Raw genomic sequence first — 17,030 nt, forward strand, 5'->3', positions numbered from 1 at the left:
TGCGATGGAATATGTTCGGGAGTTCAAGCCCGCGTCGCCGACGTCCAGCATCATCGCTTCCAGTGTCTACACGGCCGGCCGGCGTATCGCCGACATTCCGATCGAGGAGGCTGGCGAATGGGCCAGGAAGCCAGGCCATGTCGTCTGGATCGGCCTGCTGGAGCCCGACCGCAACCTGTTGCTTCGCGTCCAGGCGCAATTCAACCTGCACGATCTGGCGATCGAGGACGCCGAGCATCCGCATCAGCGGCCTAAGATCGAGCAATATGGCGACGCCTTGTTCATCGTTGCCCGCACGGCTCAACTGATCGATGGTCGTGTCACCTTCGGCGAGACCCATCTGTTCGTCGGTGCCGGCTACATCGTCAGCGTCAGGCACGGTCCATCGACTTCTTATGCCGCCGTTCGTCAGCACTGGGAAAGCTGCCCGCATTCGCTGGCCAAGGGCGAGGATTTCGTCCTCTATGCCATTCTTGATTTCATCGTCGACAACTACATGCCAGTGCTCGAGCAGATCGAGGATGAGGTCGAGGCGATCGAGGACAAGATTCTGCTGAAGCCGATGACCGGTTCCGATATAGAACGGCTCTACATGCTGCGCCGCGATCTCTTACGCCTGCGCAATGCAGCGCTTCCGCTGGTGGAAGTCTGCCGCCGGCTGACCAGCGCCGACCTGCCGCAGATCCATGCAGCCATGCACCCTCTGTTCCGCGACGTCACCGACCACATCCGCACTGTCCAGGAAAAGATCGACAGCTTGCGGGAGGTTCTCGCCTTTGCCTTCGAGGCGAGCCTTCTGGTTGGCCAGAGCCAGGAAACGGCGATCACCAAGAAGCTCGCCTCATGGGCTGCCATCCTGGCGGTGCCAACGGCGCTCGCCGGCATCTATGGTATGAATTTCAACGACATGCCGGAGCTGAGGATGGAATATGGCTATCCGATCGTACTGGCGGCGATTATTTTGGTCTGCACGTTTCTCTACTGGCGCTTCCGCACGAGCGGCTGGCTGTGAAAATGAGCGAATAGGACAAGAACGGCCTTGCTCCTCATGCACAGAGGATCAAGCCATTCGCTATTTGCTCACCTGCTGCGGCGCCGCTCCGAAGCGGGCTGGAACGCAATGCGGGCGTGGTACTTGCAATAGGGGCCGGTTTCGGCCGCGTCGTTGCCGCAGAAATGGAAGTCTTCCGAAAGCGGGTCGCCATTCGGCCATTTGCATGTCCGCTCGGTCAACTCGACCAGTTGCAGATGCCGCGAGATCGGCACGACGACGTTCTCGACCGGACGGATGTAATGACGCGCCACTGGTTCGACGTTGAATTGCGCCTGCAGCGCGGTCGCACCGATCGACGTGGTGATATGCCGCGCAGTGCTTGCCGCCCGCGACACCGATTTTTGAACGCTCGATCCCTGTACGCTCTTCTTCTGGCGTGCCGGCGCGGCGGTCGAGCGTCCGCGGCCCGACAGTTTCAGCCGATGCACCTTGCCGATGACCGCATTGCGGCTGACACCCCCAAGCTGTGCGGCGATCTGGCTGGCGCTCAGCCCCTCCGACCACAATTTTCTAAGAAGTTCGACCCGCTCGTCAGTCCAATTCATGAGACCGCGCTCCTGCTGAAACATGCGGCGATCGGAATCCTTCCACGATCCGGCTTTCGCCGGGCAGACACCACATATATCGGGTGATTAGGTCCGCCGCACGAAATCTAGTTATTTCTCGACTACAAATACCTTATGCGCTGACTCGGTGACAAGAGTCCGAGGGCCAACACGAATCGGTTTTTTAGGTTTTCCCCAACTTGCCCGGTCGCTTATGAGCCGGCGCCTCGCTGGAGGGCTTGCCGCGCGTCCTTGCGCGACGTTTTCGTTGACTTCATGGCCGAAAAACACGATAAGCCGCAAAGGCCGCCGCTTTGGCGGCTTTTTGATTTTCCGGTTCCGGAGACGCATATAATGAGCGGTTCGGCGCTTTACGAGACTTTTGCCCGCGCACCTCTGGTCTTCGACCATGGGGAAGGCACTTGGCTCTTCACCGACAAGGGCGAGCGATATCTCGATTTCGCTGGCGGCATCGCCGTGAATTCGCTGGGCCACAGCCATCCGCACCTGGTAGCGGCGCTCACTGAACAGGCCGCCAAGCTCTGGCATGTTTCCAACCTCTACGAGATTCCAGAGCAGAGCCGGCTGGGCGAGCGGCTGGCCGACGCCACCTTCGCCGACAAGGTGTTCTTCACCAATTCCGGCGCCGAGGCGCTGGAATGCGCCATCAAGACCGCGCGGCGCTACCACTTCGTCAAGGGCCATCCCGAGCGCTTTCGCATCATCACCTTCGAAGGCGCCTTTCATGGCCGCACGCTGGCGACCATAGCCGCTGGCGGCCAGCCTAAATACCTGGAAGGCTTCGGACCCAAGGTCGAAGGCTTCGACCAGGTCGGTTTCGACGACATCGACGCCGCCGAAAAGGCGATAACGCCCGAAACCGCCGCGATCCTGATCGAGCCGGTGCAGGGTGAGGGCGGTATCCGCCCGGTGCCGACGCAGTCGCTGAAGCGGTTGAGGCAACTCTGCGAGCAGCATGGCCTGCTCCTGATCTACGACGAGGTCCAGTGCGGCATCGGCCGCACCGGCAAGCTGTTTGCGCATGAATGGGCTGGCGTCACGCCCGACATCATGGCGATCGCCAAGGGTATCGGCGGCGGCTTCCCGATGGGTGCGTGCCTCGCCACCGGCGAGGCGGCCGCTGGCATGACTGCCGGCGTGCATGGCACCACTTTCGGCGGCAATCCGCTGGCGATGGCGGTCGGCAACGCCGTGCTCGACGTGGTGCTGGAAGACGGCTTCCTGGAGGATGTCCAGCGCAAGGCGTTGTTGCTGAAGCAGGGGCTGGCGGGTATCGCCGACGAATTTCCCGATGTCATCGAAGACATCAGGGGCACCGGCCTGATGCTCGGCCTGAAATGCGTCATGCCCAACACCAAAGTGAACGCGGCGTTGCGCGACCAGCATCTGCTGGCTGTTCCGGCTGGCGACAACGTCATTCGCCTGCTGCCTCCGCTCACCGTCACCGACGCCGAGATCCGTGAGGCGCTCGACCGCATCCGCGCCGGCGCCCGGGGCTTGGCCGATGCCATCGCCGCGGCTGCCGCGAAGTAATCCTGGAACCAGCCCTGATGAGCCTTCGCCATTTCACCGATCTTTCCGCCGTTTCCGAGGGCGATCTGCGCTTCATGCTGGACGATGCGGTCGTGCGAAAGGCAAGGCTCAAGGCTGGCGAGCGGACAAAACCGCTCGAAGGCAAGGTGCTGGCGATGATCTTCGACAAGCCGTCGACGCGCACGCGTGTGTCCTTCGACGTCGGCATGCGCCAGCTCGGCGGCGAGACCATCATGCTGACCGGCACCGAGATGCAGCTCGGTCGCTCCGAAACCATCGCCGACACGGCCAAGGTGCTGTCGCGCTATGTCGATGCGATCATGATCCGTACCACATCGCATGACCGGTTGCTGGAGCTAACCGAGAACGCCACCGTTCCGGTCATCAATGGGCTGACCGACGACACCCATCCCTGCCAGCTGATGGCCGACATCATGACCTTCGAGGAGCATCGCGGTCCGGTTGCCGGCAAGACCATCGCCTGGACCGGTGACGGCAACAATGTGCTGCATTCCCTGCTGGAAGCCTCGGCACGATTTCGGTTCAATCTGAATGTGGCGGTGCCGGAAGGGAGCGAGCCGGCACAGAAGCATGTCGACTGGTCGAAGACGCATGGCGGCAAGTTGAACTTCACCCGCTCGCCCGAGGAGGCCGTTCACGAGGCCGATTGCGTCGTCACCGACTGCTGGGTGTCGATGGGCCAGGAGCACCGCGCCCGCGGCCACAACGTCTTCTTGCCCTACCAGGTCAATGCGGCGCTGATGGCGAAGGCAAAGCCGGACGCATTGTTCATGCACTGCCTGCCGGCGCATCGCGGCGAGGAGGTGACTGACGAGGTCATCGACGGGCCGCATTCGGTGGTGTTCGACGAAGCCGAGAACCGGCTCCACGCCCAGAAGGCGGTTCTGGCCTGGTGTCTGGGCGCTTGATCCGGGCAACCTTGATCCGGCAATACGTGATGCCTATCTCAGGCGCATCACGCAAATCGAGCGCGTTTCGACGCATGCGCCCCGGAGGGCGGCATGGCCGCGCCCCGGAGCTTTGTCATGTTGGAAACTCATCAGTTGGCTGAACATCAACCCAAACTCGGCGAATTCGGCTACGCCGGCGACGATCACGTGGTGCCCTTCGAGGTCGGCCCGCTCGACGTGCGCGGCCGTACTGTCCAGCTCGGGCCGATGCTCGATGCGATCCTCAGCCGCCACGACTATCCCGAACCGGTCGCCCGCCTCCTCGCGGGAGCCTGCGTGCTGACGGTGTTGCTTGGCACCTCGCTCAAGTTCGAGGGTAAGTTCATCCTGCAGACCCGCACCGACGGGCCGGTCGACATGCTGGTCGCGGATTTTTCCACGCCGCATGCGCTGCGCGCCTATGCGCGCTTCGATGCCGACCGGCTTGAGGCCTTGACTGCTGCCGGCGAGACGTCGCAGCAGACGCTGCTCGGCAGTGGCGTCCTGGCGCTGACCATCGACCAGGGCGCCCACACGCAGCGCTATCAGGGCATCGTCCAACTCGATGGCGAGACGCTGGAGGAGGCCGCGCGCACCTATTTCCGCCAGTCGGAACAGATCCCGACCGATCTTAGGCTTTCGGTGGCCAAACTGTTGACACCCGGCGCCGGCGGCGCTCGCGAGCAGTGGCGCGCCGGCGGCATCCTGGCGCAATTTCTGCCGCAATCGCCGGAACGCATGCGTGTGCCCGATCTTCCAGGCGGCGACGGCGATCCACGCGAGGAGATCCACGATCCGGCCGACAATTCCTGGCAGGAACTGCTGGCGTTGCTTGGCACCATCGAGCCGACCGAACTGATCGACCCCACGATTGGCACCGAGCGGCTGCTTTACCGGCTGTTCCATGAGCATGGTGTTCGCGTCTTCGGCGGCGTTCCGGTCGCCGACCAGTGCTCATGCTCCAAGGAGAAGATCCGCGGCATCCTCGAAGGCTTTTCCGCCGAGGAGATCAGCGACAGCACCGAGGATGGAGGCATTCACGTCGCCTGCGAATTCTGCTCGAAGCAATATGACTTCGACCCGGCGGAGTTTGCAGCGGCTCAATAGCGAGCGTCAGTTCACAGTGCGCCGCGTGCCTGGCAGGTCCAGCGAAAAGGCGGGGATGGCGATGTCGAACGTCTCGCCCCGCTTGTTTCGCATCGTGTAGTGGCCGACCATGATGCCGGACGGCGTCGAGAGCGGGCAGCCAGACGTATATTGATAGCTGTCGCCGGGGTTGAGTTCGGGCTGATCGCCGACAACACCGGCGCCGCGCACTTCCTCGACCCGGCCGGTGCCGTCGGTGATGTGCCAGTAGCGTGACATAAGCTGCACGAATTCGTCCGACTGGTTGTCGATCGTCACCTGGTAGCCCCAGACGTAACGGTTCTCCGACGGTTCCGAGCGATCCTCCAGATAGAACGGCCTGACCTGCACTTCGATGTTGCGCGTAACGGCGCGATACATGGGCTACTCCAAAACAATGCGAACGGGACCTTCGGCGCTCTCCGTGGCTTGGTCAACGGGACGCTTCCTGTCGTTGCCGACCTCAAGGGCAGGTGCCGAAGAACAATGTCATTTAAGTGACACATGACAATGATGGTGTGCAGAGCCGGGCGACTCAGCGTTCTCCCGAACTGCTGAAGACGGCCATCCTGCGGCCGGTCTTTCCGGAGTGACCAGATATCGATGGAACTGACAGTCACAGCCGCCCTGTTTTCGACAGCTCTGCTTCTTTCAAATCTCGCCAGCATCCTGCTCGCCTCGCTGAAGCTGAAGCGGCCAAGCAAGGTTGCGCCGCCTACCGGCAAGGCGCCGCCCGTGTCGATCGTCGTACCGTCGCGCGGCGTCGAGCCGTTTACCGAAGAAACGCTTGCGCGCGCTTTTTCGCTCGACTGGCCGCGTTATGAACTCATCTTCTGCGTCGCCCATGCCGACGATCCGGTGGTCGAACCGATCACCATGGCCATCGCCCGTTTTCCGGCCGTGCCGGCCCGGCTGCTCGTCGGCGATGACCGCATCAGCGGCAATCCGAAACTCAACAATTGCGTCAAGGGTTGGCAAGCGGCGCGTCACAAATGGGTCGTTCTTGCCGATTCCAACGTCCTGATGCCGAGGGACTATGTTCAGCATCTGATGGCCGCATGGCGGCCGGACACCGGCCTTGTCTGCTCGGCACCGATCGGCTCGCGGCCGGACGGGTTCTGGGCGGAGGTCGAATGCGCTTTCCTCAACACGCTACAGGCGCGCTGGCAATACACCGGGGAGGCACTCGGCCTCGGTTTCGCCCAGGGCAAGAGCATGTTGTGGAACAAGCCCATGCTCGACGCCAATGACGGTATCCGCGCGCTTGCCGCCGAGATTGCCGAGGATGCCGCCGCGACCAAGGTAGTCAACGGGCTCGGGCTGCGCGTCAATCTCGTCGCCTCGCCCTTCGAGCAGCCGCTCGGTTTGCGCACATTTGGCGAAATCTGGTCGCGCCAGGCCCGCTGGGCACGCTTGCGCCGCGTCACGTTCCCGCTGTTCTTCGCGCCCGAAATCCTGGTCGGCGCGACGCCGCCGCTGGTGCTTGCGCTGGTTGCGGCGGCCGGCGCCGGCTTTAGCCTGCCGGCAACCGCCCTTGCCGTGCTTGTGGCTGCCTATCTCCCGGAATGCGCCCTGGCCTCGGCCAAGGGCTGGCACCTGTCGCTGCGCATGATCCCGGCGATGATCGCGCGGGATGTGATGCTTCCCGCCATTTGGGCGCGAGGCTGGCTCGGCGGTGCCGTCGACTGGCGCGGCAACGCAATGACCATCCAGACCAAAACCGTCGCGGAGCTGGAAGAGACGCCGTCTGGCGCCTGAAGCCGCCCTATCCCTATTTGGCGGCGTTCAATGCCTGCTCGATATCCGCGAGCAGGTCGTCGGTGTCCTCCAGACCGACAGACAGCCTGAGCGTGCCCGGCCCGATGCCGAGTTCGGCGCGCGCCTCATCGCTCAGATTCTTGTGCGTCGTCGTCGCCGGATGGGTGATCAGGCTCTTGGCGTCGCCGAGATTGTTGGAGATCAGCACGATATCCAGCGCGTTCTGGAAGGCGAAAGCCGCCTGCTTGCCGCCCTTGACGTCGAGGCAGATCAGCGTCGAGCCGCCCGACATCTGCTTCTTGACGACGGCCGCCTGCGGGTGATCGGCGCGGCCGGGATAGATGACACGGGCAATCTCCGGGCGCTCGGCGAGGAAGTCCGCGATCCGGCCGGCACTTTCCGTCTGCTGGCGCACGCGCAAAGGCAGCGTTTCCAAGCCCTTCAGCAGCGTCCAGGCGTTGAACGGCGACAGGCTGGGACCGGTATGGCGGAAATAGTCGTGCAGGTTCTCGTCGATCCACTTCTTGTCCGACAGGATGATGCCGCCGAGACAGCGCCCCTGGCCGTCGATGTGCTTGGTCGCCGAATAGACGACGATGTGGGCGCCGAGTTGCAACGGCTTCTGCTGCAAAGGCGTGGCGAAGACATTGTCGACGATCAGCCGCGCACCGATCGAATTGGCGAGCGAGGCGACGGCGGCGATATCGACGACTTCCAGCGTCGGATTGGTCGGGCTTTCCAGGAAGAACAGCTTGGTGTTTGGCCGGACTGCCCTTTCCCAATTGGCGATGTCGGTGCCGTCAACCAGCGTCGCCTCGATGCCGTATCTCGGCGCCAGCGTCTCGACCACCCAGCGGCAGGAGCCGAACAGCGCGCGCGCCGCCACGATATGGTCGCCGGCCTTGGCGCTGCACAGCAACGCCGCCGTCACCGCAGCCATGCCGGATGCCGTGGCGCGGGCATCTTCGGCGCCTTCCAGCGCGCACATCCGCTTTTCGAACATGTCGACCGTTGGATTGGCGTAGCGTGAATAGATGAAGCCTGGTTCCTCGCCCTTGAAGCGCGCTTCCGCCGCTTGCGCCGTGTCGTAGACATAGCCTTGCGTGAGATACATCGCCTCGGAGGTCTCGCCGAAGCCGGAACGCAGCGTTCCCGCATGCACGAGTGCAGTCTGAGGCTTCCAGTTGCGCTTCATGGTCGTCATCGCCTTGTTCCAAACACCAAAAGTGGCCCAAACACAAAAAAACCGGTCGCGAAAGTCGCAACCGGTCCATACGGCCCTTCGGCCCGACGGTCCTTTAGCGACTTGTTTAACGTGGCTGCAAGCCGACCGGCCAAATCACCACGGGATAATGACCCTTTAGACCTGCTCCGCGCTTGCGTCAATTGCCGGCATGATTAAGAGGTTTGTACCAAGCTTTGCGGCAGAACCCTGCGACAAGCAGGACCTCGCCCGGCCTTCGAGCGGAGCCAGACTTTGCGGCAGACAGGCATTCTCCCCGATCAGGATATTTCCGCGCTGTTCCAGTCGGGCGCGCTGAAGTCGCCGCGCGCGCTCGATGCCGACCAGATCCAGCCGGCCAGCCTCGACCTCAGGCTTGGCGACAGGGCTTGGCGGGTGCGCGCCTCCTTCCTGCCCGGCCCGAACCACAGGGTTGCTGAAAAGCTCGACCGGCTGAAGCTGCACGAAATCAATCTCGCCGACGGTGCGGTGCTGGAGACGGGTTGCGTCTATATCGTGCCGCTGCTCGAGAGCCTGGCGCTTCCGGCAAACATTTCGGCCTCGGCCAATCCGAAGAGCTCGACCGGACGGCTCGACATCTTCACCCGCGTGATGACCGACCGCGGCCACGAGTTCGACAAGATCGCTGCCGGCTACAACGGCCCGCTCTATCTGGAAGTCAGTCCGCGCACCTTTCCGATCGTCGTCCGCGCCGGCTCGCGGCTGTCGCAGATCAGGTTCCGCACCGGCAATGCGCTTTTGTCCGAGAGCGAGCTGCACGAATTGCACCGCGCCGAGACGCTCGTCGCCACCGAGCCGCCCAACATTTCCGGCGGCGGAATCGCGCTGTCGATCGATCTCGATGGCGACAAGGACGGCCTGGTCGGCTACCGCGGCAAGCATCACACCGGTCTGGTCGATGTCGACAAGCGCGCCGCACAGGATGTCGTCGATTTCTGGGAGCCGCTCTACAAGAGCGGCGCCGGTGAATTGGTGCTCGATCCCGACGAATTCTATATCCTCGTCAGCCAGGAGGCGGTGCACGTGCCGCCGCTCTACGCCGCCGAGATGACGCCCTTCGATCCATTGGTCGGCGAATTCCGTGTCCATTATGCCGGTTTCTTCGATCCGGGCTTTGGCCATTCGGCGACCGGCGGTACCGGCAGCAGGGCGGTGCTCGAAGTGCGCAGCCACGAAGTGCCGTTCATCCTCGACCACGGCCAGATCGTCGGGCGGCTGGTCTACGAGCATATGCTGAAGCGGCCGCAGGCACTCTACGGCACCGATCTCGGCTCGAACTATCAGGCACAGGGCCTGAAACTGTCCAAGCATTTCCGCGCCGCGCGCTGATCGCTCATCACAATCAGACCGTGCTTGCCTGACCTTGCGGGTCGTGCTTGGCTGTGCTCAGCCGTCAAGGTGACTGGAAAAGGGAACAAAAATGCAGATTTCAAGATGGATCGCATCAGCAGCAACAGCTGCCATGCTGGTGATATCGGCCGGGTCCTTGTCGGCGCAAGCACAGGAAAAATTGAAGATCGGCACCGAAGGCGCCTATCCGCCATTCAACACCATGACCGCGGATGGCAAGCTTGTCGGCTTCGATATCGACATCGCCGAGGCGCTTTGCGCTCAGATGAAGGTCGAATGCGAACTTGTCACGCAGGACTGGGACGGCATGATTCCGGCGCTTCAGGCCAGAAAGTTCGACGCCATCGTCGCCTCCATGAGCATCACCGAGGAGCGCAAGAAGCAGGTCTCCTTCACCAACAAATACTATACGACGCCGCTTTCGCTGGTGGCCCTGAAGGACACCGATATTGCCTCGACCGAACCCGCCGCACTCGCCGGCAAGATAGTTGGCGCCCAGGCTTCGACCACCCAGGCCGACTTTGCCCAGGACGTCTACGGCAAGGCCGGCGCGGAGGCGAAACTCTATCCGACCCAGGAAGAGGCGGTCGCTGATCTGATGAACGGCCGCCTCGATGCCGTCCTTTCGGACAAGTTCGTGCTGATGGATTGGATGAAGAAGTCGAGCGACGGCTGCTGCAAGATGGTCGGTGACGTCAAGGGCACCGAGACAGAAGCCGGCATCGCCGTGCGCCAGGAAGACAATGCGCTCCGCGAAAAGCTCAACGCCGCCATCGATGCGATCGTCGCCGACGGCACCTACAAGAAGATCCAGGCCAAGTATTTCGACTTCGATATCTATTGAGGTCTAAGCTGCCGATCTCCCCACAAGGGGGGAGATCGAGCTGTCATAACCGCTCAAAGCGCCTTCACCACCACCTTCACCGGCTGCTCGATTTCGAGCGGGTTGCGCAGCGGCAGGCCGAAATCCTTGGCCTCGATCTCGAAAACGTCGCCGGCCTCCGTCCTGATGCCGTCGGCGAACGACAGCGTCGCCGTGCCGAACATATGCACATGCACGTCGCCCGGCTGGCGGAAGGCCGAATATTTGAAGTGGTGATGTTCGAGATTGGCGATGGTGTGCGACATGTTCGCTTCGCCCGACAGGAACGGCTTTTCCCACAGCAGCGTGCCGTCGCGGATGATGCGCGAGGAACCCCTGACGTCGGACGGCAGGTCGCCGATCAGGATCTCCGGTCCGAATGAGGCGTTGCGCAGCTTGGAATGCGCGAGGAAAAGATAGTTCACGCGCTCGGTGACGTGGTCGGAAAACTCGTTTGACAGCGTGAAGCCGACGCGGAACGGGGCGCCGTCGTCGCCGATGACATAGATGCCGGCGATTTCCGGCTCCTCGCCGGCATCCTGGGCGAAGGCGGGCGACAGCAGCGCCGCACCGGGCGCCACCGCCATGGTGCCGTTGCCCTTGTAGAACCATTCCGGCTGCACGCCCGTCTGGCCCTTGGCCGGCTTGCCGCCCTCCAGCCCCATGCGGAACATCCTCATGGAATCGGTGAGCTGCTCTTCGCCGTCGGTGTCGAGCTTCTTGTGCATGGAATCGCGGGTCGCGGCGGAGCCGAGATGCGTCAGCCCGGTGCCGGTGAGGTGGAGATGCGCCGGGTCCGGATGGTTGATCGGCGACAAGAGCCGCCCCTTCTTGTAGGCGGCATCGAGATCGACCGCTTCACCGAACCCCTTGCGCTCGATGAGGGCGGCGAGCCCGGTACCGGTGCGCGCGGCCTCCATCGCCAGCGAATAGACGCTTCGGGCGCCGTTGATGATCCGGGTCTTGCCGCCGTTGCGGGCGACGACGCGGATGGTCTCCGCGTCGTCGAGGATCTGGGAAATCAGCATGATGTACCCTCTCTCAATTGCCTTGGCCTGGCTACCGGTCGGCAAGCCCTGCCTCGCGCAGCGCGGACGGTATCCGCGCCACGGGTGAAATTCTTCGTTCGGATTGCGCTCGCGAGCCTGGTCCTTCAGGGACTTCTTTGCGCCGTTCTGCCGCGCCGCGATGTGACCCGTTTGTCTTCCTAAAGCGTGCCGCGTTTGAAGAGAGGCGCGCTTTGCCCATTGCTTTTATGCATGTTGGGCGACATGCATTCGTTTCCTCGCTCGGCTCAACCCTTGTTCTTGTTGTAGACGTCGAAGACCACGGCGCCGAGCAGCACCAGGCCTTTCACAACCTGCTGCCAGTCAACATTGACACCCATGATCGACATGCCGTTGTTCATGACGCCCATGATGAAACCGCCGACCACCGCGCCGATGACTTGTCCGACGCCGCCCATCGCCGAAGCGCCACCGATGAACACGGCGGCAATGACGTCGAGCTCGCTGCCGAGGCCCGCCGCCGGCACCGCCTGGCCCAGACGCGCCGCGATGATCAGTCCGCCAAGCGCCGACAGCACGCCCATATTGATGAATACCATCAGCGTCAGTCGCTCGGTCTTGATGCCCGACAGCTGTGCCGCCTTGGCATTGCCGCCCATCGCGTAGATACGTCGGCCGATCGTCATGCGTTTGGTAGCGAAGACGAACAGGGCGATCAGCACGCCCATCACCATGAGGACGATTGGCAGGCCTCTGTAGGTGGCGAACTGGTACACCAGGAACAGCGCCAGTACGCTGATCACCAAGGTCTTGACGACGAACAGCGAGAAGGGTTCGGCTTCGTAGCCATGCCGTTCGCGGGTGCGCCGTGCCCTCAGCCCGAAATAGGCGTAGGCGAGCACGGCGACGAGGCCGATCAAGAGCGTCGTAATGTGCAGCGTCAGGCCGCTGCCGACTATGGTCTTGCCAGCCGCGTTCACGGTCGGCGGTATCAGCGTCAACGGGCCGATCACGTCCGGGATGAAGCCGGAGCTGAGCGCCTTGAAGCCGACTGGAAGTGGCCCCACGGAAGATCCGCCACCCAGCAGTGCCTGGCAGATGCCACGGAAGATCAGCATGCCCGCCAGCGTGACGATGAAGCTCGGTATTCGGTGATAGGCAATCCAGTAGCCTTGAGCGGCGCCGATCGCGCCACCCACGATCAGGCAGATGATCGACACCACCAGCGGATTGCTCAAGGGGCCGAGCGGCCAGATGACCATCATCATCGCCGCCAGCGCGCCGATGAAGCCGGCGACGGAGCCGACGCTGAGATCGATATGGCCGGAGACGATCACCAGCAGCATGCCCAGCGCCATAACGATGATGAAGCTGTTCTGCTGCACCAGATTGCTCAGGTTCACCGGCTTGAACAGCGTTCCGGATGTCGTGAACTGGAAGAACACCATGATGGCGATCAGCGCCAGGATCAGGCCGTATTCGCGCAGATTGGTGACCAGCGCCGAGACGGCAACGCGAGGTGTCTGTTGTAGGTCCTGGGCGACACCGCTCTGCGGCCCGGGAGCGCTCTCGGTACTCATGATGCTTTTTTTCCTTCTCCGCGAACGATGGCGCGCATGATCTTTTCCTGGCTGGCGTCGCTCGCCGCCATTTCGCCGACGATGCGCCCTTCGTTCATGACGTAGATGCGATCGGTGATGCCAAGCAATTCAGGCATTTCCGATGAGATGACGATGATCGCCTTACCCTCCGCGGCGAGACGCGCAATGATGGTGTAGATTTCGTACTTGGCGCCGACATCGATGCCGCGCGTCGGCTCGTCGAGGATAAGCACCTCCGGATTGGCGAACAGCCATTTCGACAGCACTACCTTCTGTTGATTGCCGCCCGACAGATTGCCCGTCATCTGATAAACGCTGGACGAGCGGATGTTGGTCTTGGCCTTGTAGTCGTTGGCGACAGCGAGTTCGCGCATGTCGTCGATCACGCTATGACGCGACACACCGGGAAGGTTGGCCAAGGTGATATTGTGCTTGATATGATCAATCAGATTGAGTCCGTAAGTCTTGCGGTCCTCGGTGACGTAGGCAATGCCGTGCTCCACCGCCTTGCTCACCGAAGAGATATCGATCGGCTTGCCTTTGAGGCGCACCTCGCCGGTGATGTGGCGGCCATACGACCGGCCGAACAGGCTCATCGCGAATTCGGTGCGGCCGGCCCCCATCAGCCCCGCAATGCCGACCACCTCGCCTTTGCGGACGTCGATATCGATACCCTTGATCACCTGCCGCTCGGCATGGATCGGGTGGTAGACCGACCAGTTCTTCACTTCGAGCACGGTCTCGCCGATCTTGGGCTCACGCGGCGGGAAGCGGTTATCGAGCGAGCGGCCGACCATCGAGGTGATGATGCGGTCTTCGCGGATGTCTTTCTTGATCAGCGTCTCGATGGTCCGCCCGTCGCGGATGATTGTGACCTTGTCGGCGACCCGGTTGACCTCGTTGAGCTTGTGCGAGATCAGGATCGAGGTGATGCCCTGCCGCTTGAATTCGAGCAGCAGGTCAAGCAGCGCCTGGCTGTCCTTTTCGGACAGGCTCGCCGTCGGTTCGTCGAGGATCAGCAGCTGCACTTGCTTGCTGAGCGCCTTGGCGATCTCGACCAGTTGCTGCTTGCCGACGCCGATATTGGTGATCAGCGTCTTCGGATCCTCCTTGAGACCCACCTTCTTGAGCAGAGCGCTGGTGCGCGTCTCGTTGGCATTCCAGTCGATGATGCCGTATCTGGCGTGCTCGTTGCCGAGAAAGATGTTTTCGGCGATCGACAGCATCGGCACCAGCGCGAGTTCCTGGTGGATGATGACGATGCCGTGGCGCTCGCTGTCGTGGATGCCTTTGAAATGGCACTCTTCCCCGCGATAGATGATTTCGCCGTCATAGGTGCCGGATGGGTACACGCCCGACAGCACCTTCATCAGCGTCGATTTGCCGGCGCCGTTCTCGCCGACCACGGCGTGGATCTCGCCTTCCTCGACGCTGAGGTTGACATTCGACAGCGCCTTGACGCCGGGAAACGTCTTGGTGATGTCACGCATCTCCAAAATCGTCGAGGCCATCGGGAACACCACTCCTCCGAGGTCCGGAAACAATACCGGGCTCGCTCGCTAACGAAAAGGGGTCCTGCGTTGCGCAGGACCCCGGGCTTTGCAACTGCGGTTACTTCAACTCGTCGGCCTTGATATAGCCGGAGTCGACCACCAGGGCCTGGTAGTTCGACTTGTCGACATCATGCGGCGTCAGCAGGATCGAGGGAACGACCTTGACGTCGTTGTTGTAGGTCGTAGTGTCGAGGCCTTCCGGCTTGCCGCCCGAGAGCACCTTGTCGACGAGTTCGACCGTCGCCTTGGCGAGTTCGCGGGTGTCTTTGAACACGGTCGAGTACTGCTCGCCGGCGATGATCGCCTTGACCGAAGCGGTCTCGGCGTCCTGGCCGGTGACGATAGGCCATGGCTGATCGGCCGTGCCGTAACCGACGGCGCGCAACGAGGCGATGATACCGCGCGAGAGGCCGTCATACGGCGAGAGCACGCCATCGACGCGGCTGCCATCCGAATAGTTGGCGGAGAGCAGATTGTCCATGCGGGCCTGCGCCGTTGCCGCTAGCCAGCGCAGCGTGCCGACCTTGTCCATGCCCATCTGGCCGGACTTCACGACGAGGGTCTTGTCGTCGATCAGCGGCTGGAGAACCGACATGGCGCCGTCGTAGAAGAAGAAGGCGTTGTTGTCGTCCGGCGAACCGCCGAACAGCTCGATGTTGAACGGACCCTTGTTCTCCGGATAGCCGAGGCCCTTGAGCAGCGACTTGGCCTGGATGACGCCGACGCCGAAATTGTCGAAGGTGGTGTAGTAGTCGACGTTCCCGGTCTTCTTGATCAGGCGGTCATAGGCGACGACGACGACGCCGGCATCAGCCGCCTTCTGCAGCGCGTCCGACATCGTGGTGCCGTCGATCGAGGCGATGACCAGCGCCTTCGGGCCCTTGGTGATTTCGTTTTCGAGCTGGCTGAGCTGGTTCGGGATGTCGTCCTGCGCATATTGCAGGTCGACGGTGTAGCCCAGAGCCTCGAGCTGGGACTTGACGGCGTCGCCGTCGTTGATCCAGCGCTGCGAGGTCTTGGTGGGCATCAGCACGCCGACGAGGCCTTCGCCTGCCTGCGCCGGGACCGTCATGGCCGCGATGCCAAGAGCCGCGACGGCGGCCAGTGTCTTGATGATCTTCACATTATTCTCCCTGGTTGATGGACGCGCACCCTGGGTTTCGTGGGCCGCGCGATCGTGCAGGAGCGTCAAAACGCACCGCTGCCGTCATATCGATCTCCGGTATCCTCCCAATCGGCCCTGAGACTCTGGTTCCGATCGATGCGATTTTTTCGCTGGCGACGGTCAAGCTTCAGGACGCGCAAAGGGTGTGGTCCTTTGCCATAACTGTCAAATGCGATCTTTGATGGTTGCTATATCGAAACTGATATGTACTAGGGCGGATGGAACTTGGCCGGATTGCGGCCGACCATGCGCGGGGAGCAAACGAAGACCCATGACGGCGCTACGAAATCCTGCTGGACTTTCAGTCGGTTACGAAGAAACGTCCGGTAACGGCGAGGCCCTGCTGCGCAGCGGCCTCAGCCTGCGTCACATGCGCATGATCGCCGCCCTCGACGACCATGGCCGGGTGAGTGCGGCGGCCCAGGTCATGAACATTTCACAGCCCGCCGCCTCGCGCATGATCGCCGAGATGGAGGCGGTGCTCGACGTGAAGCTGTGCGAAAGGCTGCCGCGCGGTATCACGCTGACGCCTTATGGCAAAGCGCTGGCGAGGCGCGCGCGTTCGATCCTGCTTGAGATGCGTGAGGTCGACCGCGAGATATCCGAGCTCAAGGCGGGCAAGGGCGGCTCGGTGTTCCTGGGCGCGGTGACGGCGCCGGCGATCGAGCTTGCCGTACCGGCGATCCGCGAAATCCGGCGCATCTATCCGCGCATCGAGATCACCATGCAGGTCGAGACCTCCAATGTGCTGGCGCGCGAGCTGATCGCCACGCGTCACGATTTCATCATTGCGCGCATCCCCGACGACCTCAATCCACGGCTGTTCGAGGCCCGCGTCATCGGCGTCGAGAAAGCCTGCCTGATCGTGCGCCGTGGCCACCCTCTCACCAAAGGCAAGGCGGTGCGGCTGGAGGAGACCGCCGCCTACGACTGGGTTTTTCAGTCGGGCGGCTCGCCGCTGCGCCAGGCGATGGAAAGCAATTTCCTGAACCGCAACATCGCGCTGCCGGACCGCATCCTCAACACCAGCTCCCTGCTCCTGACCCTGGTCATGGTCGCGCAGTCGGACGCCATCGCGCCGGTGTCGGTCCAGGTGGCGAAATTCATCCAGAACCCCGAGGGGCTGGCCGGCGCAATCGACGTCGTCCAGACCGAGTTCGACATCGAGGTCAGGCCCTACAGCCTGATCACCGTGAAAAACCGCGTGCTGTCGCCGGCGGCCAAGATGCTGCACGACTTCATTTTGAGGGAGGTGGGCTGAAG

Annotated in this window: 15 protein-coding genes and 1 riboswitch; of the genes, 8 read left to right on the plus strand and 7 right to left on the minus strand. The window is 62.5% G+C overall.

Going from position 1 to position 17,030, the window contains the following annotated elements; translation table 11 throughout:
- The first annotated feature begins 4 nt into the window (after positions 1 to 4).
- Positions 5 to 1,012, plus strand: coding sequence for a magnesium and cobalt transport protein CorA (locus IQ26_RS07455; RefSeq protein WP_145715421.1), 1,008 nt, complete (start codon positions 5 to 7; stop codon positions 1,010 to 1,012).
- Positions 1,013 to 1,080: 68 nt separating this feature from the next.
- Here IQ26_RS07455 and IQ26_RS07460 read toward each other — a convergent pair whose 3' ends face one another.
- Positions 1,081 to 1,599, minus strand: a complete 519-nt coding sequence (locus IQ26_RS07460) for a GcrA family cell cycle regulator (RefSeq protein ID WP_145715422.1) — start codon at positions 1,597 to 1,599, stop codon at positions 1,081 to 1,083.
- Between the two features lie 354 nt (positions 1,600 to 1,953).
- Between IQ26_RS07460 and IQ26_RS07465 the strand changes: the two genes are divergently transcribed.
- The 3 genes from IQ26_RS07465 (at position 1,954) to IQ26_RS07475 (ending at position 5,210) form a co-directional block, all read left to right on the plus strand.
- Positions 1,954 to 3,153, plus strand: a complete 1,200-nt coding sequence (locus IQ26_RS07465) for an aspartate aminotransferase family protein (protein WP_145715423.1) — start codon at positions 1,954 to 1,956, stop codon at positions 3,151 to 3,153.
- Positions 3,154 to 3,170: 17 nt separating this feature from the next.
- A complete protein-coding gene (argF, locus tag IQ26_RS07470) occupies positions 3,171 to 4,082 on the plus strand; it encodes an ornithine carbamoyltransferase (RefSeq protein WP_145715424.1) in 912 nt (303 codons plus the stop codon).
- Between the two features lie 93 nt (positions 4,083 to 4,175).
- Complete coding sequence (locus tag IQ26_RS07475) at positions 4,176 to 5,210, plus strand: Hsp33 family molecular chaperone (protein WP_145715425.1); 1,035 nt, start codon at positions 4,176 to 4,178, stop codon at positions 5,208 to 5,210.
- A 6-nt stretch (positions 5,211 to 5,216) separates the two neighbouring features.
- On the opposite strand, the gene apaG is transcribed toward IQ26_RS07475, so the two are convergent.
- Positions 5,217 to 5,609, minus strand: coding sequence for a Co2+/Mg2+ efflux protein ApaG (apaG, locus tag IQ26_RS07480; protein ID WP_145715426.1), 393 nt, complete (start codon positions 5,607 to 5,609; stop codon positions 5,217 to 5,219).
- A gap of 222 nt (positions 5,610 to 5,831) precedes the next feature.
- On the opposite strand from apaG, the gene IQ26_RS07485 reads away from it, so the two are divergent.
- Positions 5,832 to 6,986, plus strand: coding sequence for a ceramide glucosyltransferase (locus tag IQ26_RS07485; RefSeq protein WP_145715427.1), 1,155 nt, complete (start codon positions 5,832 to 5,834; stop codon positions 6,984 to 6,986).
- A gap of 13 nt (positions 6,987 to 6,999) precedes the next feature.
- Here the strand turns inward: IQ26_RS07485 and IQ26_RS07490 are convergent, their stop codons facing one another.
- Positions 7,000 to 8,190, minus strand: coding sequence for an O-succinylhomoserine sulfhydrylase (locus IQ26_RS07490; RefSeq protein ID WP_145715428.1), 1,191 nt, complete (start codon positions 8,188 to 8,190; stop codon positions 7,000 to 7,002).
- A 74-nt stretch (positions 8,191 to 8,264) separates the two neighbouring features.
- Positions 8,265 to 8,342: riboswitch (SAM riboswitch) on the minus strand.
- A 121-nt stretch (positions 8,343 to 8,463) separates the two neighbouring features.
- Between IQ26_RS07490 and IQ26_RS07495 the strand changes: the two genes are divergently transcribed.
- The gene (locus IQ26_RS07495) at positions 8,464 to 9,558 is read left to right on the plus strand and encodes a 2'-deoxycytidine 5'-triphosphate deaminase (protein WP_145715429.1); all 1,095 of its coding nucleotides are present in this window, start codon (positions 8,464 to 8,466) and stop codon (positions 9,556 to 9,558) included.
- Between the two features lie 91 nt (positions 9,559 to 9,649).
- Positions 9,650 to 10,423 (plus strand): ABC transporter substrate-binding protein, encoded by a 774-nt coding sequence (locus IQ26_RS07500; RefSeq protein WP_145715430.1) that lies wholly within the window; start codon positions 9,650 to 9,652, stop codon positions 10,421 to 10,423.
- A gap of 53 nt (positions 10,424 to 10,476) precedes the next feature.
- Here the strand turns inward: IQ26_RS07500 and araD1 are convergent, their stop codons facing one another.
- The 4 genes from araD1 to chvE form a co-directional block, all read right to left on the minus strand.
- Positions 10,477 to 11,469 carry an AraD1 family protein gene (araD1, locus tag IQ26_RS07505; protein ID WP_145715431.1) on the minus strand — a complete coding sequence of 331 codons (993 nt, stop codon included), beginning with the start codon at positions 11,467 to 11,469 and terminating at the stop codon, positions 10,477 to 10,479.
- 266 nt (positions 11,470 to 11,735) lie between these two features.
- A complete protein-coding gene (gene mmsB, locus IQ26_RS07510; protein WP_145715433.1) occupies positions 11,736 to 13,028 on the minus strand; it encodes a multiple monosaccharide ABC transporter permease in 1,293 nt (430 codons plus the stop codon).
- A complete protein-coding gene (gene mmsA / locus IQ26_RS07515; protein WP_145715435.1) occupies positions 13,025 to 14,560 on the minus strand; it encodes a multiple monosaccharide ABC transporter ATP-binding protein in 1,536 nt (511 codons plus the stop codon). Before mmsA ends, mmsB begins: the two co-directional genes overlap by 4 nt.
- Positions 14,561 to 14,660: 100 nt before the next feature.
- Positions 14,661 to 15,725 (minus strand): multiple monosaccharide ABC transporter substrate-binding protein, encoded by a 1,065-nt coding sequence (gene chvE, locus IQ26_RS07520; RefSeq protein WP_145715437.1) that lies wholly within the window; start codon positions 15,723 to 15,725, stop codon positions 14,661 to 14,663.
- Between the two features lie 313 nt (positions 15,726 to 16,038).
- Between chvE and IQ26_RS07525 the strand changes: the two genes are divergently transcribed.
- Positions 16,039 to 17,028, plus strand: coding sequence for a LysR family transcriptional regulator (locus IQ26_RS07525; protein WP_145715439.1), 990 nt, complete (start codon positions 16,039 to 16,041; stop codon positions 17,026 to 17,028).
- Positions 17,029 to 17,030 lie beyond the last annotated feature (2 nt).

Origin of the sequence: Mesorhizobium tianshanense (assembly GCF_007830515.1) — a bacterium.
In the GTDB taxonomy this organism is placed as follows: domain Bacteria; phylum Pseudomonadota; class Alphaproteobacteria; order Rhizobiales; family Rhizobiaceae; genus Mesorhizobium; species Mesorhizobium tianshanense.